Annotated in this window: 24 protein-coding genes; 10 read left to right on the top strand and 14 right to left on the bottom strand. The window is 63.7% G+C overall.

Annotated features, from left to right (window positions below):
• Positions 1-45 precede the first annotated feature (45 nt).
• Both B5527_RS09210 and B5527_RS09215 read right to left on the bottom strand, forming a co-directional pair.
• On the bottom strand, positions 46-897 hold the full coding sequence (locus B5527_RS09210; protein WP_079601006.1) for a DUF1499 domain-containing protein: 852 nt from the start codon (positions 895-897) through the stop codon (positions 46-48).
• A 267-nt stretch (positions 898-1,164) separates the two neighbouring features.
• On the bottom strand, positions 1,165-2,793 hold the full coding sequence (locus B5527_RS09215; RefSeq protein WP_079601007.1) for a fatty-acid--CoA ligase: 1,629 nt from the start codon (positions 2,791-2,793) through the stop codon (positions 1,165-1,167).
• Between the two features lie 39 nt (positions 2,794-2,832).
• On the opposite strand from B5527_RS09215, the gene B5527_RS09220 reads away from it, so the two are divergent.
• Positions 2,833-3,963: an extensin family protein gene (locus B5527_RS09220; protein WP_079601008.1), complete on the top strand. Its 1,131-nt coding sequence runs from the start codon at positions 2,833-2,835 to the stop codon at positions 3,961-3,963.
• A gap of 32 nt (positions 3,964-3,995) precedes the next feature.
• On the opposite strand, the gene B5527_RS09225 is transcribed toward B5527_RS09220, so the two are convergent.
• On the bottom strand, positions 3,996-4,676 hold the full coding sequence (locus B5527_RS09225; RefSeq protein WP_079601009.1) for a L,D-transpeptidase: 681 nt from the start codon (positions 4,674-4,676) through the stop codon (positions 3,996-3,998).
• Positions 4,677-5,010: 334 nt separating this feature from the next.
• On the opposite strand from B5527_RS09225, the gene B5527_RS09230 reads away from it, so the two are divergent.
• Positions 5,011-5,991, top strand: a complete 981-nt coding sequence (locus B5527_RS09230; RefSeq protein WP_079601010.1) for a magnesium transporter CorA family protein — start codon at positions 5,011-5,013, stop codon at positions 5,989-5,991.
• Positions 5,992-6,161: 170 nt separating this feature from the next.
• On the top strand, positions 6,162-6,371 hold the full coding sequence (locus B5527_RS09235) for a hypothetical protein (protein ID WP_154072120.1): 210 nt from the start codon (positions 6,162-6,164) through the stop codon (positions 6,369-6,371).
• 168 nt (positions 6,372-6,539) lie between these two features.
• Here B5527_RS09235 and B5527_RS09240 read toward each other — a convergent pair whose 3' ends face one another.
• On the bottom strand, positions 6,540-7,295 hold the full coding sequence (locus B5527_RS09240; protein WP_079601011.1) for an SDR family NAD(P)-dependent oxidoreductase: 756 nt from the start codon (positions 7,293-7,295) through the stop codon (positions 6,540-6,542).
• A 143-nt stretch (positions 7,296-7,438) separates the two neighbouring features.
• Positions 7,439-8,080, bottom strand: coding sequence for a pyridoxamine 5'-phosphate oxidase (pdxH, locus tag B5527_RS09245; RefSeq protein ID WP_079601012.1), 642 nt, complete (start codon positions 8,078-8,080; stop codon positions 7,439-7,441).
• A gap of 123 nt (positions 8,081-8,203) precedes the next feature.
• On the opposite strand from pdxH, the gene B5527_RS09250 reads away from it, so the two are divergent.
• Together B5527_RS09250 and B5527_RS09255 are read left to right on the top strand one after the other, a co-directional pair.
• Positions 8,204-8,611, top strand: a complete 408-nt coding sequence (locus B5527_RS09250; RefSeq protein WP_079601013.1) for an RT0821/Lpp0805 family surface protein — start codon at positions 8,204-8,206, stop codon at positions 8,609-8,611.
• Positions 8,612-8,716: 105 nt separating this feature from the next.
• Positions 8,717-9,688: a DnaJ C-terminal domain-containing protein gene (locus B5527_RS09255; protein ID WP_079601014.1), complete on the top strand. Its 972-nt coding sequence runs from the start codon at positions 8,717-8,719 to the stop codon at positions 9,686-9,688.
• A 201-nt stretch (positions 9,689-9,889) separates the two neighbouring features.
• Here B5527_RS09255 and B5527_RS09260 read toward each other — a convergent pair whose 3' ends face one another.
• Positions 9,890-10,660, bottom strand: a complete 771-nt coding sequence (locus B5527_RS09260; protein ID WP_079601015.1) for an anti-sigma factor family protein — start codon at positions 10,658-10,660, stop codon at positions 9,890-9,892.
• Between the two features lie 133 nt (positions 10,661-10,793).
• Entirely contained in the window at positions 10,794-11,282 is a 489-nt protein-coding gene (locus B5527_RS09265) for a sigma-70 family RNA polymerase sigma factor (protein WP_079601016.1), read from the bottom strand.
• A gap of 204 nt (positions 11,283-11,486) precedes the next feature.
• On the opposite strand from B5527_RS09265, the gene fabI reads away from it, so the two are divergent.
• From fabI to B5527_RS09285, 4 genes are all read left to right on the top strand, one after another.
• Positions 11,487-12,317 (top strand): enoyl-ACP reductase FabI, encoded by an 831-nt coding sequence (gene fabI / locus B5527_RS09270; RefSeq protein ID WP_079601017.1) that lies wholly within the window; start codon positions 11,487-11,489, stop codon positions 12,315-12,317.
• Between the two features lie 117 nt (positions 12,318-12,434).
• A complete protein-coding gene (locus B5527_RS09275; RefSeq protein WP_079601018.1) occupies positions 12,435-13,028 on the top strand; it encodes a histidine phosphatase family protein in 594 nt (197 codons plus the stop codon).
• A 223-nt stretch (positions 13,029-13,251) separates the two neighbouring features.
• Entirely contained in the window at positions 13,252-14,337 is a 1,086-nt protein-coding gene (aroC, locus tag B5527_RS09280) for a chorismate synthase (protein WP_079607178.1), read from the top strand.
• Between the two features lie 322 nt (positions 14,338-14,659).
• A complete protein-coding gene (locus tag B5527_RS09285; protein ID WP_079601019.1) occupies positions 14,660-15,844 on the top strand; it encodes an adenylate/guanylate cyclase domain-containing protein in 1,185 nt (394 codons plus the stop codon).
• Positions 15,845-15,855: 11 nt separating this feature from the next.
• Here the strand turns inward: B5527_RS09285 and clpS are convergent, their stop codons facing one another.
• Positions 15,856-16,161: an ATP-dependent Clp protease adapter ClpS gene (gene clpS, locus B5527_RS09290; protein ID WP_079601020.1), complete on the bottom strand. Its 306-nt coding sequence runs from the start codon at positions 16,159-16,161 to the stop codon at positions 15,856-15,858.
• Positions 16,162-16,248: 87 nt separating this feature from the next.
• Positions 16,249-17,112 (bottom strand): c-type cytochrome, encoded by an 864-nt coding sequence (locus B5527_RS09295; RefSeq protein WP_079601021.1) that lies wholly within the window; start codon positions 17,110-17,112, stop codon positions 16,249-16,251.
• 200 nt (positions 17,113-17,312) lie between these two features.
• Here B5527_RS09295 and B5527_RS09300 point away from each other — a divergent pair, with 200 nt between their 5' ends.
• Positions 17,313-18,155 (top strand): DUF1194 domain-containing protein, encoded by an 843-nt coding sequence (locus tag B5527_RS09300; protein ID WP_079601022.1) that lies wholly within the window; start codon positions 17,313-17,315, stop codon positions 18,153-18,155.
• Between the two features lie 15 nt (positions 18,156-18,170).
• Here B5527_RS09300 and B5527_RS09305 read toward each other — a convergent pair whose 3' ends face one another.
• The 5 genes from B5527_RS09305 to dxs all read right to left on the bottom strand — a co-directional run bounded on the left by B5527_RS09305 (position 18,171) and on the right by dxs (position 23,913).
• Complete coding sequence (locus B5527_RS09305) at positions 18,171-19,229, bottom strand: class I SAM-dependent methyltransferase (RefSeq protein WP_079601023.1); 1,059 nt, start codon at positions 19,227-19,229, stop codon at positions 18,171-18,173.
• Between the two features lie 108 nt (positions 19,230-19,337).
• The gene (locus tag B5527_RS09310) at positions 19,338-20,585 is read right to left on the bottom strand and encodes a class I SAM-dependent RNA methyltransferase (RefSeq protein WP_079601024.1); all 1,248 of its coding nucleotides are present in this window, start codon (positions 20,583-20,585) and stop codon (positions 19,338-19,340) included.
• Positions 20,578-21,312, bottom strand: a complete 735-nt coding sequence (locus B5527_RS09315; RefSeq protein ID WP_172842521.1) for a TlyA family RNA methyltransferase — start codon at positions 21,310-21,312, stop codon at positions 20,578-20,580. The genes B5527_RS09310 and B5527_RS09315 overlap by 8 nt, the downstream gene beginning before the upstream one ends.
• 23 nt (positions 21,313-21,335) lie before the next feature.
• Positions 21,336-21,911 carry a nucleoside 2-deoxyribosyltransferase gene (locus B5527_RS09320; RefSeq protein ID WP_079601026.1) on the bottom strand — a complete coding sequence of 192 codons (576 nt, stop codon included), beginning with the start codon at positions 21,909-21,911 and terminating at the stop codon, positions 21,336-21,338.
• 55 nt (positions 21,912-21,966) lie between these two features.
• The gene (gene dxs, locus B5527_RS09325; protein ID WP_079601027.1) at positions 21,967-23,913 is read right to left on the bottom strand and encodes a 1-deoxy-D-xylulose-5-phosphate synthase; all 1,947 of its coding nucleotides are present in this window, start codon (positions 23,911-23,913) and stop codon (positions 21,967-21,969) included.
• Positions 23,914-24,145: the final 232 nt, after the last annotated feature.

Raw genomic sequence — 24,145 nt, forward strand, 5'->3', positions numbered from 1 at the left:
GCTCAGCTTTTTCCATTCGCAACTCGCCACTCGCCATTCGCCACCTCACTTCTTCACGACCTTCGCCGGCGTCTTGACCGGCGGCAGCGGCTTTTTCACCGGCTTGAGGCTGGTATTCTCGACGGCGGTGTTGATGTCGTCGATCAGCTTGGTGATGCGCGCGGCGTTGCTGCCGAGATCGCTTTCGAAATAGCGTGACGAGGAGCGAATATCGACCCGCGAATCCTCGCCGTCGGCCGCGACGCGGATCGAGACGTCCTCGCGAAATCCCATGATCGGGGTCCGCGCCACCGCCTCGATGCGGCCGATGCGCCCCGGCGGCTGCGGGGCGCGCTCGTCGATCACGAGCCATTTGCGCTTTTTGACCAATTGCAGGGTGACGTCATAGGCCCGCTGTGCGGAGACTTCGAGTTCCACCGTGTCGATATCGGGATAGTACCGACGCTGCTGTTCGGCGGAATAAAGCCCGGCATAGACGGCGGAGTTGGCGCCGTCGCCGGTGCGCAGCCGGGCCAGCGCGTCGAAGCGCGGCGGATCGATCGGATCGGTGGTGATGTCGTGGATCTGCGGCAGTTTGCGATATAGCACGCCGAGATAGGCGGGATAGGCCAGCACGACCGCGTCGATCAACAGCGCCAGCAGGATGCGGCTCATGCCGCGCGAGCCGTTGTGCCAGATCGCGACAAAGGCGGCCAGCCCAACCAGGATGGAGAGGCCGGCGCAGGCCAGCGCGCCGAAGAACGTCGCCAGTGCCGGTTTCATTTCGAGGAAGTCGAAGCGGACGATCAGGATCGAGACCAGCACCGCGACCACCGAAAACACCGCCAAGTTGCGCGCCCATGAGGCGAGGCTGGACACGGGCTCCGATTGGTAGGGAGCGGAAAACCTGCGGGCCATCGGTTATAATCTACCGGGTTGGAACCTGGCCCGGCGACATGCGCAGGGCTGCAAACTGTCCCGTTTGAGACCACGGACCTGCGGCGAATTCAAGGGGACTGGTGACTGTCGGCGGGACTTCTTCCCTTCTCCCCTTGTGGGAGAAGGTGCCGCAGCGAAGCGGAGGCGGATGAGGGGTCTCTATCCGCGGAGACAGACCCCTCATCCGTCCGCGATGCTATGCATCGCGTCCACCTTCTCCCACAAGGGGAGAAGGAAAGTAAAAACCTAATGCGCCGCAGTCGGGAAACTGTACGCCTTGAACTGGTCGCGCAGCGCGGTCTTGAGGATCTTGCCGGTCGCGGTGTGTGGAATGCCCTCGACGAAGGCGATGTCGTCCGGCATCCACCATTTGGCGATCTTGCCATCCATGAATTTCAGGATGTCCTCGCGCGTGGCGGTCTGGCCGGCCTTGAGCTGGATGATCAGCAGCGGACGCTCGTCCCATTTGGGATGATGGATGCCGATCACGGCGGCTTCCGCGACCGCGGGATGTCCGACCGCGAGATTTTCCAGATCGATCGACGAGATCCATTCGCCGCCGGATTTGATCACGTCCTTGGAGCGATCGGTGATCCGCATATAGCCGTGCTGATCGATGGTGGCGACGTCGCCGGTGTCGAAGAAGCCGTCCTCGTCGAGAATGTTGGCATCGACGCGGAAATAGGCCTTCGAGACCGCGGGGCCCGCCACTTTCAGCCGGCCGAAGGTCTTGCCGTCCCACGGCAGCTCCTTGCCGGAATCGTCGGTGATCTTCATCTGGACGCCGAACGGCGGATAGCCTTGGGTCTGCAGGATATCGAGCCGGGCCTCGCCGGTGAGTTCGGCAAACGGAGGTTTGAGCGCGGCAAGGGTGCCGATCGGGCTCATCTCGGTCATGCCCCAGGCGTGGCGCGCCTTGACCCCCATGTCGTAGAACGCCTTGATCATCGAGCGCGGCATCGCCGAGCCGCCGCAGACCACCATTCGCAGGTGCGGCAGCTTCAGGTTGTTGGAGGCGATATGGTTGAGCAGCATCAGCCACACCGTCGGAACCCCGGCGGTATGCGTCACCTTCTCGGTCTCCAGCAGCTCGAACACCGAGGCGCCGTCGAGTTTCGCGCCCGGCAACACCAGCTTGGTGCCCATCGAGGGGGCCGAGAAAGCGATGCCCCAGCTGTTGGCATGGAACAGCGGCACCACCGGGAGCATTGTATCTCCGGCATTGGCGCCCAGCGAATCGCCGGTGTTGGCCATCAGCGCGTGCAGGACGTTGGAGCGATGCGAATACAACACGCCCTTGGGATCGCCGGTGGTGCCGGAGGTGTAACACATCGCGGCCGCGGTATTTTCGTCGAAGGTCTTCCACTTGAAGTCGCCGTCGGCTTCCGCGATCCAGTCTTCATAGGCGATCGCGTTCTTCAGCGTCGTCTGCGGCATGTGCGCCTTGTCGGTCAACACGACGTAGCGTTCCACGCTGGACAATTTGTCGGCGATCTTTTCCAGGATCGGCACAAAGGTGATATCGGTCATCACCACGCGGTCTTGCGCATGGTTGACGATCCAGGCGATCTGTTCGGGAAACAACCGCGGGTTGACGGTGTGGCAGATCGCGCCGATCCCCATGATGCCGTACCAGGCTTCGAGATGGCGCCAGGTATTCCATGCGATGGTGGCGACGCGGTCGCCGAGCTTGATGCCATCGCGATCGAGGCGTTGTGAGACCTTCAGCGCGCGATCGCGGATTTCGGCGTAATTGGTGCGATGGATGGGCCCTTCGACCGAGCGGGTGACGACTTCCTGCGTTCCATGTACCGCGGCTGCGTGCTCGATAATCCGGTGACAAAGCAAAGGCCAGTCTTGCATCAAGCCAAGCATACCAACGTTCCTCCTCATCCTTATTCCCAAAGGAATTGCATGAAGTTTAGCGCGGGGAAAGCGCAGCGCAAATGGCCTTGTGGCACCTTTGGCCGCACCGCAGCGGCAATATTGGTTACCACCGCAATTGTGCTGGCGACGCTTGGCGTGCAAGCCGAACCGGCGGCGGCGAAAAGACCCGCCCCCTGGCTGCAGGGGCCATGGGGCGACCTGTTCGGCCCGCACCGGCCGAAGCTGCGCCGGGCCGCGCTCCCGGCACCCGTGCCGTTACCGAAACCGCGCCCGGCACAGGCCCCCGTGATCGAGCCGGAGAAGCCGGCAGTGGCGAAACAGACGCCGCCGCCGGCCGAGCCTGAGAAGCCGGCCGAACGGGCTGCCACCGCGCCGCCGCCGCCCTCGGCCTGCCGGCTGGCGCTGACCGAGGAGATCGCCATCGCCCCCAGCATCCCCGATATCAACGGCCCCGGCGGCTGCGGCGGCGAGGATCTGGTGCGGCTGGAGGCGGTGGTGCTGCCGGACAAGCATCGGGTTGCGCTGAAGCCCGCGGCGATCCTCCGCTGCACCATGGCCTCGGCGATCGCGGACTGGATCCGCACCGACATGACCCCTTTGGCAGCGAGCCTGGGCAGCGTCGTCAGCGATCTCGACAATTTCGACTCGTTCGAATGCCGCGGCCGCAACCGCGTGGCCGGCGCCCAGTTGTCCGAGCACGGTCGCGCCAACGCGCTCGACGTCCGCGCCCTGAAGCTCGCCGATGGCCAGTCGATCTCGCTCACCGACCGCACGGTGCCGCGCGAAGTTCGCGAGAACGTGCTGCATTCGGTGTGCGCGCGATTTACGACGGTGCTGGGACCCGGCTCGGACGGCTACCATGAGGACCATATCCATCTCGACCTGATGGAGCGGCACAACAATTACAAAATCTGCCAGTGGGACGTGTGGGACCCGCTGCCGCGAATTGCGCCGCTGCTGCCGGCTGAGCGGCCGGATGAAGCGCCACCACGCGAAGTCGCCGCCAAATCCGACGCGGCCAAGCCCGATCCGGCGAAGTCGGATCCAGCCAAGTCAGATCCAGCCAAGTCAGACGCGGCGAGGTCAGATACTGCTGCGCCGAACGCCGGCGACACCCCGCCGTCAACGAAAAAGCGCCGGCAAAACCGGCGCTTTTGATAGATCGTCGACCGTCGCGAGAAGCGAGGCGGCTACTGGACCGAGTTGCCGCCGCCTTGCAGCGCCATCTGCGAATTGTACGGCGAGTCGCCATGGTGCGGCTCGAGCACCACCACGATGGTGCCCATCTTGACCCGGCTATACAGATCGATCACGTCCTCGTTCGTCAACCGGATGCAGCCGGAAGAGATCGACGCGCCGATATATTCCGGCTGGTTGGTGCCGTGAATCCGGAACAGGGTGTCCTTGCCGCCGGAGTAAAGATACAGCGCGCGCGAACCCATCGGATTGTCCGGCCCCGGTGGCACGAAGGTCGGCACGCCGAGCCGTTCGATTTCGCCCTTGGTCGGATGCCAGGGCGGCCACTCGGTCATGCTGCCGATCTTGGCGATGCCCGACCAGGCCATCGCTTCCTCGCCCACGGTGATGCCGTAACGGATCGCCTTGCCGTCATTGAGCACGTAATAAAGATAGTGATTGTCGGAATCGACCACGATCGAACCGGGCGCTTCCTTGCGGTGATAGTCGACGATGGCGCGGCGGAAAGGCTCGGGGATGGGAACGTTGGTGTAGCGGATCTTGGCCAGCAATTCCTTGTCGCGCGGCTTGAAGGCGTTGCTGTTGGTCGCCTCGTAGGTCGTGGTCTCCATGCATCCCGACAGCATCAGACCGGCGGCCAACACAAGTCCCAGTTTAACTTTCAGCGACGACATTGTGCACTTCCGATCGAAAGCCCCGCGTTCGCGCGCAAATGCTGCGCGTCTAACGCCACGATTCCATTAATCGCATTATCGTCTAAATCGGTCACAATTCCAGACCTTAGATGCTCGTGCCGCGCTGCGGCACGCCGGCTGTGTCTTTTTTGCCGCAAATCCGGTGGATTTCGGCTCATTTTTGGGCAGGTACGGCGCGGCGGCCGAATCAGTGCCACGCTGCCGCCGCCCCGCCGCCACAAATGCGGATCGGCGTTAACACTGGTCGTCACGCCCATGCCAGAATCTGGCTAAGTCCTGTTGGTGGGCCGCGCGCCCGGTTCCGGAGTTCCCCATGCTGTCGGTATTCGTCCCTGCCGAAACCTCGCTGAAAAAAGTCGCCAGCGCCGATCTTTCCGCGCTGCCGGAGAGCGCGGTCTGGATCGACCTCGTGAAGCCGACCGCGGTGGAGGACCACGCCGTGGAGCGGCTGGCCGGGATTGCGGTGCCGACCCGGGAGGACATGCAGGAGATCGAGATTTCCAGCCGGCTCTATATCGAGAGGGGCGCCCGCTACATGACGGCCACCCTGATGTGCGACGCCGACACCGAGAATCCGCGCACCACGGCGGTGACCTTCATTCTCGCCAACCACCGCCTGGTGACGGTGCGCTACGACGCGCCGAAGCCGTTCGTGCTGGTGGAGCACAAGCTGGCGCGCGCCTGCCCATCGGGCGTTACCGGCGAAATGGTGCTGATGGAACTGCTGGACGCGGTGATCGACCGCAACGCCGATATTCTGGAGCGCGCCGGCAGCGACATGGACAATATCAGCCATCATATTTTCGAGCCCGAGGGCGCCGCGCGCACCGGCCACGCCAAGCGCTATTCCGACATCCTGATCGCGATCGGCCGCAAGGGCGATCTCACCTCCAAGGTCCGGGAAAGCCTGGTTTCGATCGGGCGGGTGGTGACCTTCGTCGCCGCCGCGGTCGACGGCGTCAAATGGTCCAAGGACATGCGCGAGCAGCTCAAAACCATGCAGCGCGACGTCACCTCGCTGACCGACCACGCCTCCTATCTCTCCAACAAGATCACTTTTGTGCTGGACGCGATGCTCGGCGTCGTCAATCTCGAGCAGAACAACATCATCAAGCTGTTTTCGGTGATGGCGGTGGTTTTGATGCCGCCGACCCTGATCGCCTCGATCTACGGCATGAATTTCAAGATCATGCCGGAACTGGAATGGACGCACGGCTACCCGCTGGCACTGATCATGATGCTGCTCGCCGCGGTCGGACCTTACGTGTTTTTCAAGTGGAAGAAGTGGTTGTAGCGCTTCAAGCTCTTCGCGCAAAGCAGGACGAGGTTAAGAAACTACGTCTCGCATTGAGTACAGGGCATCGCATCGGTGCCTCAATTTCTCCCGTAAAATTTGAGCGTTGCGCTGAACGTTTGAGCGAACCCTTTCTGTCATAACACTGTCTCACGTCGCGAGGGACAGCAATGGTTGAGAAAGTCATAACCCGAGGACGCAACGTCGTCGATTTCGCTCGCTATCAACAGGGCGGCAAAGCGTCTGCGATGTCGGCGCGGGCCTGCCGGCATTGCGGCGCGGCGCTGTCGGAGGGCGAACGCGAAGACGAATGCTCCGGCGCCCTCAACACCGAGGCGCCGCGCCTGCACGAGGCGCCGCGCAAGTTTTATGCGGATTGAGTTCCACGTGTGGCGATTCGATCTCGCTTCATAGGATGGGCAGCAAAGTGGCAACACAAACGCGCTGTCATTGCCGGGCTTGACCCGGCAATCCATCGATCATTGTAAAAGTTTTGTCGAAGAAGATGGATCACCGGGTCAAGCCCGGTGATGACGGCTCGACTGCGGCTACACGTGCTGGCCGCCGTTGATATGGATCTCGGCGCCGTTGACGTAGGAACTGGTCTCCGTGCACAGCACGTAGATGATCTTCGCAACTTCGTCCGGCGTGCCGAGCCGGTGCAGCGGGATCTGCTCGGCGACGATCTTCTCGGTGCCCGGAGACAGGATCGAGGTGTCGATCTCGCCCGGTGCGATCGAATTGACGCGAATGCCGACGCGGCCGAAATCTGACGCCATCTCGCGAGTCAGGGAAGCCAGCGCCGCCTTCGAGGTCGCGTAGGCCGCGCCCGCGAATGGATGCACACGCGAGCCCGCGATCGAGGTGACGTTGACCACCGAGCCCTTGGTGGCCTTCAGTTCCTCGATCAGCCCGCGCGCCATCATGATCGGCGCGAAGAAATTGACCCGGAACACATGGCTCCAGGTGTCGATGTCGGTGTCGATCGAGCCAAGCCGTCCACCGCCGGCGGCCTTCGGCGAAATGGCGGCGTTGTTGACCAGCGCATGCAGCGTGCCGCCTTCCAGCCGCTCGCGGATTTCGGAAATCGCCCGCGTGGTGTCGGCGTGGTCGGCGAAGTCGACCTGGATGTGATCCTCGGGGCCGGCGCCCCACGGGCATTCCTCGGGGAAGGGATGCCGCGAGCAGGTGATGACGCGCCAGCCAGCCGAGGAAAAGCGGATCGCGGTGGCATGGCCGATGCCGCGGCTGGCTCCGGTCAGAAGCAGCGTTCGCCGCGGTCCATTGTGGGTCGCATTCGGCATAAACGGTTCTCTCGATCTCCGTTATGCCCGGCCTTGTGCCGGGCATCCACGTTTTCAAAACTGGCCGCGAGTAAAGACATGGATGGCCGGGACATTAGCTTGAAGACGCGCTTCGCGCTTTGGTCCGGCCATGACGGTTTACTCTATGGATAAAGCCGCGTCTTCGACCATGGCTGGTCCGGGCCTGCGCGGCGGAACTCGATGCGGTCGTGCAGGCGGAACGGACGGTCGTGCCAGAACTCGAACTGCACGGGCGCGATGCGCCAGCCGCTCCAGCCCGGCGGCCGCGGCACCTCGCCGAGGATGTGCCTGGCTGCGACGGTCGCGATCGCCTGTTCGAAGGCGAAGCGGCTTTCCAGCGGTTGCGATTGCTTGCTTGCCCAGGCGCCGATCTGGGCCTGCTTCGGCCGTGTCGCGAAATAGGCGTCGGCTTCGGCCGCGGTGACCGGCGACACGTTGCCGCGGATACGGACCTGTCGGCGCAGCGACTTCCAGTGAAACAGTAAAGCCGCCTTAGGATTTGCGGCGAGTTCGCGGCCCTTTTGACTGGCGATATGGCTATAGAAGACAAAACCGTCGGCGTCATAGCCCTTCATCAGCACCATCCGGACGTCGGGCAGGCCATCGGCGTCGACGGTGGCCAGCGACATGGCGTTGGGATCGTTGGGTTCGGCCTTCACGGCTTCAGCGAACCAGTCGCCGAACAGCCCAAACGGCTCCTCGGCCGCGGTGAAATCACCGGATGTTAACGCTGTGGGGTGTTTGATGGAGGTCGTGTCGGTCATTCAGGGAGTTCCGAGTTGCGTTCGCCCGCGGTCCAGAGCGCGCTGCAGCCCCTGTGCAGGCTTGCCCTATATAAGGCATGGGGACGCGTTGGCCTATCGGCGATCAGGCCGGCGGGTGTCGTAATGACATTGATTCTAATCGGTGTCGGCTCGGGCGGCTGCAGCATGTCGCACTCCGACGGCGCCTTCGCGAGGGCTACCAACAACGAGGTAACGGGTTCGATCGGCGCAGTCCAGGCGCGCGCGCCGGCGCCGACCGAGAGCGACCTTGCCTTTGCCCGCAATGCCGCCTCCGACGTCTTGACCAGGGGCGACAAGGATGCGAGCCAACCTTGGGAAAATCCCGAGACCGGCGCGCGTGGCTCGGTGACGCCGCTGGCGCAGGCCTATTCCTCGGATGGGCGCACCTGCAGGGATTTTCTGGCAAGCTACGTCAACGGCCGGTCGGAAAGCTGGCTGCAGGGCGCCGGCTGCAAGACCGGCCGAGGCCAGTGGGAGATTCATACATTGAAACCGTGGAGACAGGGCTGATCCTGGCCTTCCCGTTGCAAAAATGCCACGAACACCCCAGATGAAACCGGGGTGGGCGGGCCGCCTGAAGTTCAACATCTGATTTTTCTAAAGGAGACGTGACGGATGCGCGACCCCTATGAGGTCTTGGGGGTGCCGCGGGGCGCCAGCGCCGCTGCGATCAAGAGCGCCTATCGCAAGCTTGCCAAGAAGCATCACCCCGACAACAACAAGGGCGATCCGAAGGCAGCGGCGCGCTTTTCCGAGATCAATTCGGCCAACGAGATCGTCGGCGACGAGGACAAGCGCAAGCAGTTCGATCGCGGCGAAATCGACGCCGAGGGCAAGCCGCGTTTCCAGGGCTTTCCCGGCGGCGACCCGCGCGCGCGCGGAGCCTCACCCGGCGGCGGTTTCGAGACCCACACCTTCCGGACCGGCGGCGCCGGTCCCGGGGGCATGGGCGGCGGCGGGTTTGAGGACATCCTCAACAGCATGTTCGGCGGCGCCGCGGCGCGGGGCGCCCGGCCCGGCGCCGGCAATACCTTCGAATTCGATCCCGGCGGCATCGCGCTCGATCTCGATCTTTCCGTGGCCATGACCGTGTCGCTGGAAGAGGCGGTCAAAGGCGTTGAAAAGCGCGTCCGGCTCCCGACCGGCAAGGAACTCAATGTCAAGATTCCCCCCGGGGTCACCGCCGGTCAGCAGATCCGGCTGAAGGGGCAGGGCGAGACCGCGCCCGGCCATCGCCCCGGCGATCTCCTGATCACGGTCTCGATCGCGCCGCATCCCTTCTTCAAGGTCGAAGGCAGCGATCTGCGGGTCGATCTGCCGATCACACTCTATGAAGCCGTGCTCGGCGGCAAAGTCCGTGTGCCGACATTGGGCAACGCGGTCGAGTTGTCGATCCCGAAGAACACGTCGAGCGGCCGGACCTTTCGGCTCAAGGGCAAGGGGCTGCCGAAGGCGACCGGCGCGACCGGCGACTTGTTCGTCACCACCCGCATCATGTTGCCGGACGGGAACGACGCCGACCTTGAGGCGTTAATGCAGAAGTGGCGCGCCGGACATCCCTATAATCCGCGCGGCGATCTAGGCTGATCGCCTTTACGCCTGCCCAAAAAAAGTGCAGCCTCGACCGGGGGACCAGCGCGGTACAAACCCCAGCCGAGGCTGCTAGCGTCGATCGGCGGATCGAACGCACCACAACTTCGCGTGAGCACCGGTGCGATAGTTAGACGCACCCGTGTCCTGATTCCAGATTTTCAATGTCGGAATTGGGACATAGACTATGACATAAATTTATCCGCCGCTTTTCTCGGCCTGGTCGTAGACCAGGCGGGCGATCTGGGCCAGGCGCTGGCGGTCGCTGTCGCCGCTCACTACGTAGCCGACGCCGCGATCGGTCCAGAACAGCGCGCCATCATTGTCCTGCTTGGCATACCGCATCTGCGTCGTCTCGGTCGCCGCGCGCGCGGCATAGATCGTGAAGCGTTCACCCGATGCGCTCTCATACATCAGGAATGAGGCCGGTCCGGTCGGACCGGGCAACAGCCGCCCGCCGACGAGCTTCAGCCCGGTCGCGTCGAGTTCCGGGGCACGCACGTTCCAGCCGCAGCGCTTGGTCAGCCATTGCTGCAGATGGGCACGTTCGCTGCCGGGCACCTCGACCGGATGCCGCACTTCGACCACATAGAGCCGGTGCGCATCCAGCGCATCCACCGTGAAATCCTGGAACGTCGACGGCGAGGTGGCGGCACCGCGTGCCATCCAGCCGACGCCGCCGCCGGCGATGAATGCCACCAGGCTCGCCGCGATCGCGCCGTAGATCCATTGGCGCGGCTTCCTCACCAGCCGCTCGATCTCGAGCCGCCTCGGCACCGCCTCGTCGGCGACCGCGTCGTAACGCGCATGCAGCGCCTCCGCCATCGTCCGCCATGACTGCACCCGTTCGGCATCATCGTCGTGCGCTGCGAGCCACGCCTCGACATCGCCGCGACGCTCCGCCGGCAGTTCATTGTCGACATAGGCGTGCAGCTCGTCTTCGGTGACGGGAATCTTTGGGTCGGTCATGGTCGTTGTCTCTGTCCAGGCTCAATCGAAAATGGCGTGGCGGCCGGCTGGGATGTCGCGCCCCGCGGAAAAAAGAAGGGAAAGCAAAACCATCGTGGTTCGAACGCGTTCATCACAGCCGACATGCCTGCCATCATTTCACCCTCCGCAGCGCGGGGCGTTCGCCTTCGAGCGATGCCTTGACATGGGCGCGCGCGCGGGCGAGCCGCGACATCACGGTGCCGATCGGAACGCCCTGAATGTCGGCGACCTCGCGGTAGCTCAAGCCTTCCAGCATCACCAACAGCAACACCGCGCGCTGCTCTTCCACCAGCGTTGCCAGCGCGCGGGCGATGTCGCGGCCTTCGGCCTCGGTCCCGCTGGCGTCGGGAGCGTTGTCGAGCAGCGGCATGAATTGCGGCCGCCGCGCCAGCGATCGCCGGCGGTTCTTGTTGAGGTTGGTCAGGATGGTATAGAGCCAGCTCCTGACGTCGCCACCGATGAACAGCCGTTCCGAACGCAGCGCCCGCACCAGCGTATCCTGCACCAGATCGTCGGCGATATCGGCATCGCGCGCCAGCGCGCGGGCGTAGCGGCGCAGGGCCGGAATCATGGCTTCGACACTTTGGCGAAACGCGGTCATGAAGCTCAGCCCTGGGGCTCGTCCGGCTGGCGTCCAATATACCGGGTCACGCGAACGCCTCACGCAACATAACACCGAAATCACGCCACTATTCCAGCTGTTAAGGCTGCATGGCAAACAGCCCGGACCAGGGGCGGATTTGGGCTGTACCGGCCGGGAGCGCTGGTGTACCCCGAGACCTGACCAGGGTCGATTGGAAACCGGATGCCGCAAAATTCAGGTCTGATGCAGGGCAAGCGCGGAGTGATTCTCGGCGTTGCCAACAACCGCTCGATTGCATGGGGAATCGCCAAGGCCTGCCATGCGGCGGGCGCGGAAATTGCGCTGACCTGGCAGGGCGACGCGCTGAAGAAGCGGGTCGAGCCGCTGGCCAGGGAACTCGGCGGTATCCTGCTCGGCCACTGCGACGTCACCGATCCCTCGACTATCGACGCAGCGTTCGATCTGCTGAAGGAGAAATGGGGCAAGATCGACTTCGTGGTGCACGCGATCGCGTTTTCCGACAAGGACCAGCTCGACGGTCGCTATCTCGAAACCACCGCCGACAATTTTTCCAGGACGATGCTGATCAGCTGCTACTCGCTGACCGCGATCGCGCAGCGCGCCGAAAAGCTGTTGACCGGCGGCGGCTCGATCCTGACGCTGACCTATTACGGCGCCGAGAAATGGATGCCGCATTACAACGTGATGGGGGTCGCCAAGGCGGCGCTGGAGGCGAGCGTACGCTATCTGGCAGCCGATCTCGGCGAAAAGAACATCCGCGTCAACGCGATTTCGGCGGGGCCGATCAAGACGCTGGCGGCGTCGGGCATCGGCGATTTCCGCTATATCCTGAAGTGGAACGAATACAACGCGCCGATGCGCCGCACGGTGACGATCGAGGAAGTCGGCGACAGCGCGCTGTATCTGCTGTCGGACCTGTCGCGCGGCGTCACCGGCGAAGTGCATCACGTCGATTCCGGCTATCACGTCGTCGGCATGAAGCGCCCCGACGCGCCGGACATTTCGCTGAGTAACTCGCTGGCGAAGGACTGACGAAGGCCGCGATTATCAATGTCGGTCATGCGCGGACTTGATCCGCGCATCCATCCCTTCAAAAGACTTTTTGAAGATGGATTGCCGGGTCGAGCCCGGCAATGACCCGGAGGGAAAATGCCTGTCATCTACTACATCCGCCACGGCGAGACCGCATGGAATGCCGCGGGACGCTTCCAGGGATCGCAGGATATCCCTCTCAATGACCTCGGCCGTACGCAGGCGGTGGCCGCCGGCGGCATTCTCGCCGATCTGGTGGAGCGCGATGGGCGCGAGGCAGGTTCGCTGGCATTCGTGGCCAGCCCGCTTGGTCGCGCCCGGTCGACGATGGAGCTGGTGCTTGGCGCACTGCAACTGCCGAGCGGCGGTTACGCCATCGACGATCGGCTGCGCGAGATCGGCTATGGCCGGTGGGAAGGCCTGACGCTGCCCGAGATGGAGCTGCATGACGCGGCAACATTCGCCGCCCGCAATGAGGACAAATGGGGTGTCGCCGCGCCGGCGGGCGAGAGCTATGCGAGCGTCACGTCGCGCGTGGGGGAGTGGTTCGATTCCCTTCTCGTCGACACGGTCGCTGTCGCCCATGGCGGCACCATGCGGGCGCTGATGGTCGCGCTCGGCCTTGCGACGCCGCTCGAGGCCTCCGAGACGCCGATCGGGCAGGGCGTGGTCTATGTTTTCGACGAGGCCGGGATGCAGAAGTATAGTTGAGGGTGAACTGGAGCGCGGTCTATCGGCACCGTCATGCCCGGGCTTGTCCCGGGCATCCACGTCTTCTTTAACGAACGCGCTGCAAGTAAGGCGTGGATGGCCGGGACAAGCCCGGGCATGACGAACCAGGGGGCATTTGACCCCTCTTCCGAGGCGCGTTACCACAGGTTGACCATCCGCAACAATGCGGAATGTCACCAGCGGCGGACGAACGCAAAGCACCATGTCCTTCAACACCTTCGGCCACATGTTCCGGGTCACGACCTTCGGCGAAAGCCACGGGATCGCGATCGGCTGCGTGGTCGACGGCTGTCCGCCGCTGATCCCGCTGACCAATGAGGACATCCAGCACGATCTCGATCGCCGCCGTCCCGGACAGTCGCGGTTCACCACCCAGCGCCAGGAAGCCGACGCGGTAAAAATTCTCTCCGGCGTGATGGCGCATCCGGAGACCGGCGTGCAGGTGACGACGGGCACGCCGATCGCGCTTTTGATCGAGAACACCGATCAGCGCTCCAAGGACTATTCCGACATCAAGGACAAGTTTCGCCCGGGCCACGCCGATTTCACCTATGAGGCCAAATACGGCCTGCGCGATTATCGCGGCGGCGGACGCTCCTCCGCGCGGGAAACCGCGACGCGGGTCGCGGCCGGCGCCATCGCGCGCAAGATTCTTCCGAGCGTGACCGTGCGCGGCGCGCTGGTGCAGATGGGGCCGCACAGGATCGATCGCGACAAGTGGGATTGGGACGAGATCGCAAAGAATCCGTTCTTCTGTCCCGACAAGGACAAGGCCGCGTTCTTCGAAGGCTATCTCGACGGGATCAGAAAGAAGGGATCGTCGATCGGCGCGGTGATCGAAGTAACGGCGGAAGGCGTGCCGGCAGGACTGGGCGCGCCGATCTACGCAAAACTCGATGCCGATCTCGCCGCGGCGCTGATGAGCATCAACGCGGTCAAGGGCGTCGAGATCGGCGCCGGATTTGGCGCGGCCGAACTGTCCGGCGAGGAAAACGCCGACGAGATGCGGATGGGCAATCAGGGCGTCAGCTTCCTGTCCAACCATGCCGGCGGCATCCTGGGTGGCATCTCCACCGGCCAGCCGGTGGTGGCGCGCTTCGCGGTGAAACCGACGTCGTCGATTTTATCGCCGCGCCGTACCGTCGACCGCAGCGGCGCCGACACCGACATCATGACCAAGGGCCGCCACGACCCCTGCGTCGGCATCCGCGCCGTGCCGGTCGGGGAGGCCATGATGGCCTGCGTGCTGGCGGATCATTTTCTGCGGCATCGCGGGCAGGTGGGGTAGACTCTGGGCGGATTAGCGGTAGCGTAATCCGCCGTTACGCCGCTGAGATGGCGGAACGGTTGCGGGCTGCTGTTTGTAAATTGAATCCGCAACGATTCATTGCGCGCGAACGCACGACACTAACGTCGTCCCTGCGAACGCAGGGGCCCATAACCACCGTCATCAGTTGGAGCAGAAGCTGTTAGCCAGCGTGCCAAAACGCCGGGCCACGGCGTATGGGTCCCCGCGCCCCGTGCGCAATTGCGCACTAGGCGGGGACGACGTTGAGTTGTAAACCGCCCCGCCTTGACGTATCCAAAACTTGCGCGCAAATGCACCGGTCATGAACCCGCAACAGCAGAAGAAAATTTCCGACTGGCTGATCGACGGCGCGAGGTCGGCCGTCGAACCGCGCCTGATGGTGGCGGAATTCTGCGAACGGCTGGTCAGCGCGGGCCTGCCGCTGTGGCGCGTAGGCCTCTTCGTCCGGACCTTGCACCCCGATATTCTCGGCGTCAATTTCATCTGGAAGCCGGACGCCGAGGTCACCTACGGCACCGCGGATTTCGATCTGCTGGATTCGCCCGAATTTCGAAACAGTCCGCTGGCGATCGTGTTCGGCGAGGGCCGGGAGGTCAGGCGTCGCATCGACGATCCCGAAAGCAGGCGCTTTCCATTTCTCGACGATATGCGCACCGAGGGCGTCACCGACTATATCGCGCTGCCGCTGCTTTCGACCGATGGCGCGGCTCATGCGTCGAGCTGGACCACCAAAGAGCCGGGCGGGTTCAGCGACGAACAATTGAACGGTCTGCGATCCCTGATGCCGCCGCTGGCGCGGCTGGTCGAGATCACGAACCAGCGCCGCAGGGCTTCGATCCTGCTCGATACCTATGTCGGCAACCGCGCCGGCGAGCGCATTCTGCGCGGCCAGATCAGGCGCGGCCACACCGAGACCATGCATGCGGCGATCTGGCTGTCGGACCTGCGCGGCTTCACGGCGCTGTCAGACCGGCTGCCGGCCGAGACCGTGGTCGATATTCTCAATGTTTATTTCGACTGCCAGGTGCCGGCTATCAGGAACCATGGCGGGGAGGTGCTGAAGTTCATGGGCGACGGGCTCCTCGCGGTGTTTCCGATCGCGGAAGCGGAGGGCGACAACCGCAGGGTCTGCGCCAACGTGCTCGAAGCCGCGCGAGAATCGCGTGCCAGCGTCGACGCCATAAATTATCGAATCGGAGAAACCATCGAGCGCTTTCGCTTCGGGGTCGCGCTGCATGTCGGAAAAATTCTCTATGGCAATATCGGCGGCGGCAACCGGCTCGACTTCACCTGCATCGGCCCCGCCGTTAATCTCGCGGCCCGATTGGAAAAGATCGCCGGCCGGCTCAGTCGCACCATCGTGGCGTCGGAAGGCTTTGCCGGCATCTGCGACGGCGGCTGGAGCAACCTCGGCGAATTTCCGATCGCGGGCTTTTCGAAGGCCGAACGCGTCTACGGTTTGGCAGATGAAAGGCCGGCCAACTGAAGGCGGCCCGTCTATTCCTCGGGCTCGGTGGTGAACAGCAGCGGATAGCCCTTGGCGCGGCCGGCGTCAGTCGCCCGCGTTGCCTTGGTCTCGGCGACGTCCTTGGTGAAGACCGCGACCACGCAGACGCCGCGCTGGTGCGCTGTTATCATGACCTTGTGGGCCTGGTCCTCGGTCATGCGGAATTCCGCCTTCAGGACGGTGACGACAAATTCGCGCGGCGTGAAATCATCATTGACCAGGATGACCTTGTGCAGGCGCGGCCGTTCGGTCTTGGCATTGACCTTGGTTCGTGGCTTGGTGACGGCGTCGATCATTCCGGCGGCACCCTCCTGACGTGACGGCCGAGATTGCGAAACTTACAACTTCCCGGCCGGTCGCGAAACCCGCAAGTCGCGATGGCTTCATTGCAGCGGCGGCACGGTGCGCAGCCAGGCAATGATATCGGCCAGATCGGCTTGTTTCAGCCCCGCATAGAAGCCGTAGGCCATCGGCGGCCTGAGCTTCCGTCCGTCGCGCCCAATGCCCTCGGTGACGGCCCGGGCGATTTCCCGATCGGTCCAGCCGCCGATGCCGGCGGTCGGATCGGAGGTGATATTGGCGGCGATGCTGCCGGGCGATCCGTCCGGCGCCGGAAAAATCCTGCCGCCGCGGCCCAGTCCGTTCTTGAAATCCGATACGCCGCGCGACCACGCGCTATGGCACTCCATGCAATGGCCGATGGTGACCAGATACGCGCCGCGGCCGACCGGCTCGACAAACATGGTTTTGCTGAATCCGGCCTCGGCGTCGGGATAGGGATCGCGGCGCGCCGGGGCTTTGTAGACCGGGTCGGCAACCTCGTTCCGGATCGGCTTGATGGTGTGAAGGTACGCGACGATGGCGTCGAGATCATCAGGCAGTAACGCCTTGTAGAAATTGGCCGGCATGATAGCCGCCAGCGGCGCGCCGGCGAGGCGGCCATGATCCGGGCGCATTCCCTGCACCAGCGCACGCTTGATCTCGGCATCGCTCCAGCTTCCGATTCCGGTTTCGACGTCCGGCGTGATGTTCGGCGCGGTAGCGATGAAAGCCGGGGTCGTGAATATCATGCCGCCGGAAAACGCCTTCTCGGGAATCGTCTTGCCGTCGGTATCGCGCGGGGTGTGGCAGTTGCCGCAGGCCATGATGGTGTTGACGAGATAGCCGCCCCGCTCGGCCGGCGCTTCAGCCATGGCGCCGCCGGAAATTACCGACAGCACGACGCACGCGACGCCGATACGAAACATGATTCCCCCCTCGCATTGAGCAAGCTGTATTGCACGGGAATCCGATGCCGCAAAATCGTTCGCTTTGGCGTCCGAAGCAGGGACCGCGTGAAATTATGGCAGCCGTTGGGCTAACCCGAATGTGAACGGCAATCCATGTTCCTGCTTTTCGTGACGCAGTTTGCGTGTCACCATCGCATCAGGCGACGGGAGGGCAGCTGATGCGCTGGTGTGTCTCGATCGGGGCGGTGCTCATCGCAGGCGCGATGGCCGCGGGTGGTGGTGCGGGCATTGCCGCGCCGAACTCGGGAAGTCAGGTGCCGGACGCCAGTGACAATGCAGCGGCGGTCGACATCGAGCTCATTCTCGCCGTCGATGTCTCCTATTCGATGGATATGGACGAGCTGGCGGTACAGCGCGAAGGTTATGCGCAGGCCATCGTCTCGAAGGAATTTCTGCAGGCGCTGAAGAGCCTTCCGAACGGCAAGATTTCGGTGACCTATTTCGAATGGGCGGCCTCGAACGATCAGAAGATCATCATTCCCTGGCGGGTGATCGACGGCCCGGAAACCGCTGACGCAGTCGCCAGCGAGATCCTGAAAACGCCGATCCGCCGGGCGTCGCGCACCTCGATCTCGGGCGCGATCAATTTCGCGATGCCGCTGTTCGACGAAGATCCCTATCACGGCGCAAGGCGCGTCATCGATATTTCCGGCGACGGCCCCAACAATAACGGCGCGCCCGTCACCGGCGCGCGCGAAGCGGCGCTGGCGAAGGGCATCGTCATCAACGGCCTTCCGATCATGGTGAAGGAGCCGTCCTATTCGACCATGGACATCGACAACCTCGATTTCTATTACGAGGACTGCGTCATCGGCGGCCCCGGTTCCTTCGTGGTGCCGATCAAGGATCGCGACAAGTTCAAGGAGGCGATTCGGAGCAAACTGCTGCTCGAAGTCGCCGGCCGCACGCCGGAGCGTCGCATCGTCCCGGTGGCCGAAAAGGAGCCGCGGGTCTCCTGCCTGATCGGCGAGAAGATCTGGCAGGACCGCTGGGGCAGGTGAACGTGTCCGATGGCGTTAGACCCGCGCCTCCAATATCAGATTGAACGGTGTTTCGGTGGCGCGGCGGAATTGCGTCAGCCCGGCTTGTTTGGCCACATCGCGAAGCCTCGCCTCGCCGGCCTGGGCGCCGAGCGCCATGCCGACTTCCTGATCGAGCGAAGCGGGCGTGCAGATCACCGTTGAAGCGGCGTAAAAAATGCGCCCGATCGGATTGAGATTGTCCTCCAGGCGATCGTTGGCAAATGGTTCGACCAGCATGCAGGTGCCGTCGGCGGCCATGGTCTCGCGCACATGTTTCATCGCGCCGACCGGATCGCCCATGTCATGCAGGCAGTCGAAGAAGCAAACGAGGTCGTAGTCATCAGCCGGATAGCTCTTGGCCGTTTGGACGTCGAAGTGCACCCGGTCGCCAAGCCGGGCATCCTTTGCCGTCTGGCGCGCGGTCTTGATCGAGCCGGGGTGATAATCGAATCCAAAGAAGCGGGAGTTTGGAAAGGCCTCCGCCATCAGCCGCGTCGACACACCATGTCCGCAGCCGACGTCGGCGACCTTGGCGCCGCGTTGGAGTTTGTCGACAACGCCATCAAGCGCCGGCAGCCATTCCTGCACCAGATGGTGTTTGTAGCCGGTGCGGAAGAAGCGCGCCGTGCCGCAGAACAGGCACTCGCTGCGCCGGTTCCAGCCGACACCCTTGCCGGTTTGGAATGCGTCAGAGATCTTCGGTTCGTCGAGGAACGTCGCCGCCACCAGGTTGCCAACCGCACCCATGAAAAAAGGACTGTCCTCATCGGCCAGCGCCATAGCCTGCTCGGGTTGCATCGAGAATTTGCCCGAAGCGGCATCGTATTCGACATAGCCTGACGCGGCCTGCGCCGCGAGCCATTCGCGGACATAGCGCTCGCTGGTACCGGTGGCCTGCGCAAGTTCCGAAGATTTCATGGGGCCTTTCGCGGCGAGCGTCTTGTAGAGGCCGAGCTTGTCGCCGATCAGCATCAGCGATGCATTCATCGCAGTGCCGATGTCGCCTACCATTTTTCCCACAAAGGCGTTCAGTTTGTCGGGATTGACGTCCATGATGGCCTCCCTGAATACCGTTGGGCAGGCGGCCGCCCCGATCAGAGTGGCGACAGACCGCGCCCGTGAGCCCTCCACCTGCGTATGTCACCTGGCGGCAAAGGAGGTTCAACGTTTCAGCACAAACCGCGCCACCAGTTCGATATGCGGGGTGTGGCGGAACTGGTCGACCGGCGTCACGCCTTCGATCCTGTAGCCGCCATCGATCAGTATCCGCGCGTCGCGTGCAAACGTTGCGACATTGCATGACACCGCGATCACCACGGGAATTTTGCTCGCCGCGATTTGCCGGACCTGGGCCTGCGCGCCCTGCCGCGGCGGATCGAACACGACCGCGTCGTAGTCGCGCAGTTCCTGCGGCATCAGCGGACGCCGGAACAGGTCGCGGGTCTCGGCCTTGACCGGCTTCAGGCCGGACGTCGATGTCGCCGCCTTCTGCAGCGCCGTTACCGCAGCCGCATCATTGTCGAACGCCGAAATCCGCGCCTTTGCCGCCAGCCGTAGCGCGAACGGTCCGACCCCGCAGAACAGATCGGCGATGTGCTTTGCGCGCTTGCAATGCTCCGATACCAGCGCAGCCAGCCTTTGCTCGCCGGCGACGGTGGCCTGCAGGAACGAACCCGGCGGCAAGGTAACCCGCGCGGCGCCGATCACAATAGTTGGCGGCGTCCGCATCAGCACCAGTTCGCCGTGGCGCGTCAGTCGCGCCAGCCGATGTTGCTCGGCTACCTCGGACAACGTGGCGATCATGGCTGACGGCAGCGGCCCCGAGCCGCGCACGTCGACGTCGAGGCCGTTGTCGGTGGCCGTGATCTGGATGTCGAGCGGCTTTCCGACCGATATCAGCGGCTCGGCAACCGCCCATCCCGCATCGAGCGCGCCGCCCAGGCCGGGATCGAGAATGGGGCAGCGATCGACGGGAACGATGTCGTGCGAATTGGCCGCCGCAAAACCGACCTTCAGCACCTCGTGTGTGCCCATCCGGGCGTGCAGCGTAATCCGCCGGCGACCGAGGCCATGCGCGTCGATCAGCGGATCCACTTCACAGGCGAGCTTCGCCTGTGCCAGCGTCTCGACGACGACATTGCGCTTCCAGGCGCGGTAGCGCTCGTCTTCCCAATGCTGGATCGCGCAACCCCCGCAGATTCCGAAATGCGGGCAAAACGGCGTGATCCGTTCCGGGCTTGCGATCTCGACCTGCAGGAGGCGGCGGCGGTCGGGATGGTGGCCGGATACGGGTTCGACTTCGACGGTCTCGCCGCCCAACGTGTACGGCACATACACGGCCTGCCCGTCGGCAGCCGCGACGCCGTCGCCGAGATGACCGACGCGATCGATGACGAGGCGCTCAATCACGGCGCGCGCCGATGAAAAACTCGATATTGCCGTCGCCGCCCGTGATCGAGGACGGAAACACCTGGATGCCGGTGCATCCGAGCGAGGCCGCGAACGCCGCGATGTCGTCGCAGATTTCCTGGTGCACCATCGCATTGCGGATGATGCCGCGCCTCGAATATTTTCGCGGTGCCTCGAACTGCGGCTTTATCAATGCCAGCAACTGCATCGGCGCGGCCGCCAGAGACAGCGCCACCGGCAGCACGGCTTTCAGTGAAATGAAACTGACGTCGATGACGACGATGTCCGGCCGCATCGGCAGGCGCTTGCCCTCAAAACTGCGGATATCGGTTTCCTCCATGGAAACGATCTTGGGATGTTCGTGCAGCGATGGATGCAGCTGATCGCGCCCGACATCGATTGAAAACACCAGACTGGCGCCGTTGGCGAGCAGTACCTCGGTGAAGCCGCCGGTCGATGCGCCGACATCGAGACAGACGTGACCCTCGATGTCGATGGGATATTGCTCGAGCGCGCCCGCCAGTTTGACGCCGCCGCGCGAGACGAAGGGATGCGCGGACTGCGCCTGCAGCACGGCGTCGGCGACAATGGTCTCGGATGGCTTGAGGACCTGTTTGTCATTGGCCGTGACCAGGCCCGCCTCGATCGCGGCCTGCGCGCGCGCCCGGCTCTCGAACACGCCGCGCTCGACCAGCAGCACGTCCGCACGCTTGCGGGAAGGGGGCACGCTGTGGCTGCGCCTGGCCAAGTTCAACCCGATGCCTGAGCGTGCGGCGCGGCCAGCCGCTCGGCCGCCAAGCGCACGCAAGTCTCGAACGCGCCCAGATCATGCCAGATGTCGGCGGGCGCCTGCTGCGGCGTCACCAGCGGGCAGCCGTGCAGATCGAGCGCATGGATCATCATGAGATTGTCGGTCAGTCCGAAATCCTCGACGGTCAGTCCGGACGCATCGACCAGACCTCCATCGCGTGAATGCACGTCGGTGAAGCGACGCATCCGATCGGCATAGGACGTGGGATCGTTGGAATAGCCCAGGCAGAGCTTGCCGCGTCCGGCCATATAGCCGAGTTCGTAGACGGTGCCTGCGTCCGCGCCCGGCCCGCGAAACGGCGTGAGATTGGCAATGACGGCGTCGGCTTCGATCATCATGGCTTGGTTGCCGCGAAATATCCGCAAGGAGGCGTCGCTGGCTGCCGGGTCGATGGCATTGTCCAGCGGATACAGGCCGGTCAGACCATGTCGCGTACACAGTTCGACCTTGCGCCGCCCGATATCAACCGCATCGGGCAGGAAAACGTCGGGACCGGCCAGGTAAACTTTTGTCATTCCGGGATACGTCTGCCGAACTCGGGTTTACCCGAGTTCGGCAGCTGGACTGGCGTCAGGCCAGCTTGACCGTTTCGGCCTTGAAATCCTTGCCGAGGGTTTCGAACACCTTGGCAACGATGCCCTTGGCGTCGAGCCCGGCGCGGGCATACATCGCGTTCGGCGAGTCGTGGTCGAGGAACACGTCGGGCAGCACCATCGAGCGCATCCGCAGCCCGCCATCGAGCATGCCGTGTTCGGCCAGCGTCTGCATGACATGGGAGCCGAAGCCGCCGATTGCGCCTTCCTCGACGGTGAGCAGGATTTCGTGCTCGCGCGCCAGCTCGAGAACCATGTCGACGTCGAGCGGCTTCATGAAGCGGGCGTCGGCGATGGTGGTGGACAGACCGTGCGCAGCCAGTTCGTCCGCCGCCTTCTCGCATTCGGCAAGACGGGTGCCGAACGACAGCAATGCGATCTTGCTGCCCTCGCGAACGATGCGGCCCTTTCCGATCTCCAGCGGCACGCCGGCTTCGGGCATCTCGATGCCGCGGCCTTCGCCGCGCGGATAGCGAACCGCGCTCGGGCGATCGTTGATCGCGACCTGGGTCGCAACCATGTGCACCAGTTCGGCTTCATCCGACGCCGCCATGATGACGAAATTGGGCAGGCAGCCGAGATAGGCATTGTCGAACGAGCCGGCATGGGTCGCGCCGTCGGCGCCGACCAGGCCGGCGCGGTCGATCGCAAAGCGCACCGGCAGGCTCTGGATTGCCACGTCGTGGACGATCTGGTCATAGCCGCGCTGCAGGAAGGTCGAATAGATCGCGCAGAACGGCTTGAAGCCCTCGGTCGCCAGACCCGCCGCGAACGTCACCGCATGCTGCTCGGCGATGCCGACGTCGAAGGTGCGGTCGGGGAAGGCCTTGGCGAAGATGTCGATCCCGGTTCCCGACGGCATCGCCGCGGTGATGCCGACGATCTTCTCGTCCTTCTCGGCCTCCTTGACGAGGCTCTGGCCGAACACGTTCTGGTAGGCCGGTGCGTTCGGCTTGGCCTTGGCCTGGGCGCCGGTGGCGATGTCGAATTTCACCACCGCGTGATATTTGTCGGCGGAGGCTTCCGCCGGGCCGTAGCCCTTGCCCTTTTGGGTGACGACATGCACCAGGATCGGGCCGTCCTTCATGTCGCGGACGTTCTTCAGGACGGGCAGGAGATGGTCGAGATTGTGACCGTCGATCGGGCCGACATAATAGAAGCCGAGCTCCTCGAACAGCGTGCCGCCGCCGACCATGAAGCCGCGCGAATATTCTTCGACACGGTTGGCGCGGTCAGCCAGCACTTTCGGCAGGCGCTTGTTGATCTGTTTTGCGGCGTCGCGCAGCGAGCGGTAGGTCTTGCCGGAGTATAGCCGCGACAGATAGGCCGACATCGCGCCGACCGGTGGGGCAATCGACATGTCATTGTCGTTGAGAATGACGATCAGCCGCGAATTCATCGCGCCGGCGTTGTTCATGGCCTCGTAGGCCATGCCCGCGGACATCGCGCCGTCGCCGATCACGGCGATGACATTATTCTTGCCGCCGCTTAGGTCGCGCGCCACGGCCATGCCGAGGGCGGCCGAGATCGAGGTCGAGGAGTGGGCGGCGCCGAACGGATCGTAATCGCTTTCGGTCCGCTTGGTGAAACCGGACAGCCCGCCGCCGGTGCGCAGGGTACGGATCCGGTCGCGACGGCCGGTCAGGATCTTGTGCGGATACGCCTGGTGGCCGACGTCCCAGATCAGGCGGTCGCGCGGGGTGTCGAATATGTAGTGCAGGGCCGTCGTCAGTTCGACGACGCCGAGGCCCGCGCCGAAATGCCCGCCGGTCACGGAGACGGCATCGATGGTTTCCTGACGCAACTCGTCGGCGACTTGCCGAATTTGGTCCACCTTGAGCCGGCGCAGATCGTCCGGGGTGCGGATGGTATCGAGAAGCGGCGTTTTACTAAATACGGTCACGGCGATATTCCAATTTTGCATGTCGGACGATCCGCCCGACGTGAGATGGGTTGCGCGGTATCAGCGCAGCGAAAACCCAGACGCCCGATGCCACCTGAGCAGGCCGAAGCCTGATACATAAGCCTAGATGCGCGCCGGATCGGTCAGTGTGATATGCATCACTTTGGCGGTTTCACCCTTCTCGGTCATTTTTGTTAGCTATTTGAAGCGCTTACCACCATGGAGAAATTTCGGCAGGCCGCCTTCACCAGCC

Origin of the sequence: Bradyrhizobium erythrophlei, from assembly GCF_900129425.1 — a bacterium.
In the GTDB taxonomy this organism is placed as follows: domain Bacteria; phylum Pseudomonadota; class Alphaproteobacteria; order Rhizobiales; family Xanthobacteraceae; genus Bradyrhizobium; species Bradyrhizobium erythrophlei_C.

What these genes read in the sequence shown, in the direction of transcription:
- B5527_RS09210 (WP_079601006.1), bottom strand. Translation starts at nt 897, where the DNA reads ATGGCCCGCAGGTTTTCCGCTCCCTACCAATCGGAGCCCGTGTCCAGC.
- B5527_RS09215 (WP_079601007.1), bottom strand. Translation starts at nt 2,793, where the DNA reads ATGCTTGGCTTGATGCAAGACTGGCCTTTGCTTTGTCACCGGATTATC.
- B5527_RS09220 (WP_079601008.1), top strand. Translation starts at nt 2,833, where the DNA reads ATGAAGTTTAGCGCGGGGAAAGCGCAGCGCAAATGGCCTTGTGGCACC.
- B5527_RS09225 (WP_079601009.1), bottom strand. Translation starts at nt 4,676, where the DNA reads ATGTCGTCGCTGAAAGTTAAACTGGGACTTGTGTTGGCCGCCGGTCTG.
- B5527_RS09230 (WP_079601010.1), top strand. Translation starts at nt 5,011, where the DNA reads ATGCTGTCGGTATTCGTCCCTGCCGAAACCTCGCTGAAAAAAGTCGCC.
- B5527_RS09235 (WP_154072120.1), top strand. Translation starts at nt 6,162, where the DNA reads ATGGTTGAGAAAGTCATAACCCGAGGACGCAACGTCGTCGATTTCGCT.
- B5527_RS09240 (WP_079601011.1), bottom strand. Translation starts at nt 7,295, where the DNA reads ATGCCGAATGCGACCCACAATGGACCGCGGCGAACGCTGCTTCTGACC.
- pdxH (WP_079601012.1), bottom strand. Translation starts at nt 8,080, where the DNA reads ATGACCGACACGACCTCCATCAAACACCCCACAGCGTTAACATCCGGT.
- B5527_RS09250 (WP_079601013.1), top strand. Translation starts at nt 8,204, where the DNA reads ATGACATTGATTCTAATCGGTGTCGGCTCGGGCGGCTGCAGCATGTCG.
- B5527_RS09255 (WP_079601014.1), top strand. Translation starts at nt 8,717, where the DNA reads ATGCGCGACCCCTATGAGGTCTTGGGGGTGCCGCGGGGCGCCAGCGCC.
- B5527_RS09260 (WP_079601015.1), bottom strand. Translation starts at nt 10,660, where the DNA reads ATGACCGACCCAAAGATTCCCGTCACCGAAGACGAGCTGCACGCCTAT.
- B5527_RS09265 (WP_079601016.1), bottom strand. Translation starts at nt 11,282, where the DNA reads ATGACCGCGTTTCGCCAAAGTGTCGAAGCCATGATTCCGGCCCTGCGC.
- fabI (WP_079601017.1), top strand. Translation starts at nt 11,487, where the DNA reads ATGCCGCAAAATTCAGGTCTGATGCAGGGCAAGCGCGGAGTGATTCTC.
- B5527_RS09275 (WP_079601018.1), top strand. Translation starts at nt 12,435, where the DNA reads ATGCCTGTCATCTACTACATCCGCCACGGCGAGACCGCATGGAATGCC.
- aroC (WP_079607178.1), top strand. Translation starts at nt 13,252, where the DNA reads ATGTCCTTCAACACCTTCGGCCACATGTTCCGGGTCACGACCTTCGGC.
- B5527_RS09285 (WP_079601019.1), top strand. Translation starts at nt 14,660, where the DNA reads ATGAACCCGCAACAGCAGAAGAAAATTTCCGACTGGCTGATCGACGGC.
- clpS (WP_079601020.1), bottom strand. Translation starts at nt 16,161, where the DNA reads ATGATCGACGCCGTCACCAAGCCACGAACCAAGGTCAATGCCAAGACC.
- B5527_RS09295 (WP_079601021.1), bottom strand. Translation starts at nt 17,112, where the DNA reads ATGTTTCGTATCGGCGTCGCGTGCGTCGTGCTGTCGGTAATTTCCGGC.
- B5527_RS09300 (WP_079601022.1), top strand. Translation starts at nt 17,313, where the DNA reads ATGCGCTGGTGTGTCTCGATCGGGGCGGTGCTCATCGCAGGCGCGATG.
- B5527_RS09305 (WP_079601023.1), bottom strand. Translation starts at nt 19,229, where the DNA reads ATGGACGTCAATCCCGACAAACTGAACGCCTTTGTGGGAAAAATGGTA.
- B5527_RS09320 (WP_079601026.1), bottom strand. Translation starts at nt 21,911, where the DNA reads ATGACAAAAGTTTACCTGGCCGGTCCCGACGTTTTCCTGCCCGATGCG.
- dxs (WP_079601027.1), bottom strand. Translation starts at nt 23,913, where the DNA reads ATGCAAAATTGGAATATCGCCGTGACCGTATTTAGTAAAACGCCGCTT.